General features: G+C 64.5%; 1 protein-coding gene. It reads right to left on the bottom strand.

Features of this window, described 5'->3' with window-relative positions; genetic code table 11:
* Positions 1-20 precede the first annotated feature (20 nt).
* Positions 21-1,151 (bottom strand): IS5 family transposase, encoded by a 1,131-nt coding sequence (locus tag AC3WTD_RS18505; protein WP_492614659.1) that lies wholly within the window; start codon positions 1,149-1,151, stop codon positions 21-23.
* Positions 1,152-1,212: the final 61 nt, after the last annotated feature.

Here is a 1,212-nt window from a genome sequence, read left to right as displayed (position 1 = left end):
AGAGGGTGTCGACAAAACAATCAGCTTGCGAGTCTAGTGGCGAGGATACGCGCTTCGACTAACCAGACCCAAGCCACCGGCGCCCATGCGGAGCGATCATGGTGCACCATCAGTCGCCGGGCGCGCTCGTTCCAGGCATGGGTGCGCTCAACCACCCAGCGTTTGGCAAGGACGACGAAGCCTTTGGCCACGGGGTCGGGCAGTAGCGGAAGCTGTGCACCCTGCCACGATCCCGTGTTGCGGTTTTGCGGGTGGCGAACGATCTCGACCTTCAAGCTCGGGTGCGCGGCCTCGATGCCTTCCTTGCACTTGCCGGCGTAGGCGCCGTCGGCATAGAGCTTGAGCAGTCCAGGAACCTTGGCAACGGCTTGATCCACAACGGCGGGCGCGGCATCGCGATCCTGCACACTGGCGGCGGTCACGCTCACCGCCAACAACAACCCGAGCGTGTCCACCAACAGGTGGCGTTTGCGACCCTTGACCTTCTTGCCGGCCTCGCGTCCAGTCATGCCGCCTTGCGCGCTGCTGCGGTTGCTTTGTGCGTCGATCACGCCGGCCGTGGGCTCGGGCTTGCGGCCTTCGCGTTCCCGCCACTGGGCGCGCAGACGATCATGCATGGCTTCGAACAAACCGGCCTTCGCCCAGCGGCTGAACGTCTTGTGGACACTGGCCCACGGCGGGAAGCTCTTGGGCAGCAAGCGCCAGGCGCACCCCGTGCGCACCACATAACAACAGGCGTCGACGACGCGTTTGCGCGCATAGCTTACGGGCCGCCCCTGCCCGCCATCGCGCTCGAACAAGTCAGCCACCCACGCCCATTCCGCGTCGGTCAGGTCGGTGTTCATGCCGCTGGCACCTTCCTTGCGCCGATGCCTTGCCGTATAGCCATAGCGTTGGGGTGCACCATCCGCCGGCGTGGGTTCCGGCTTGGCGATGGCAGGCTTCGCCTTGTGGATACCGGCCTGCCGCAGCGCCTTGCGCACCGTGGCCGAACAGACCTTGACCTTCGTTTGCTCACGCAACGCGCCGGTCACCTCGTCCAAGGTCGCGTGCGGCGATGCCTTCACGATGGTACGCAAGGCGGTGACATGCCCTGCGTTCAGGCTCGGCTTGCGCCCTCGTTTCACCGGCGTCGCCTCGGTCTTGCTCATTCAAACCCGCCCAAAGTGCCTGTTTACGGCATGTTCGCAGCCTATTTTTGTTTTGTCGACA

The sequence above is a fragment of the Rhodanobacter sp. FW106-PBR-R2A-1-15 genome (genome assembly GCF_058789735.1).
The sequence above is the reverse complement of the archived record's forward strand: the minus strand, read 5'-3'. Positions and strand labels throughout refer to the sequence as shown.

What these genes read in the sequence shown, in the direction of transcription:
- AC3WTD_RS18505 (WP_492614659.1), bottom strand. Translation starts at nt 1,151, where the DNA reads ATGAGCAAGACCGAGGCGACGCCGGTGAAACGAGGGCGCAAGCCGAGC.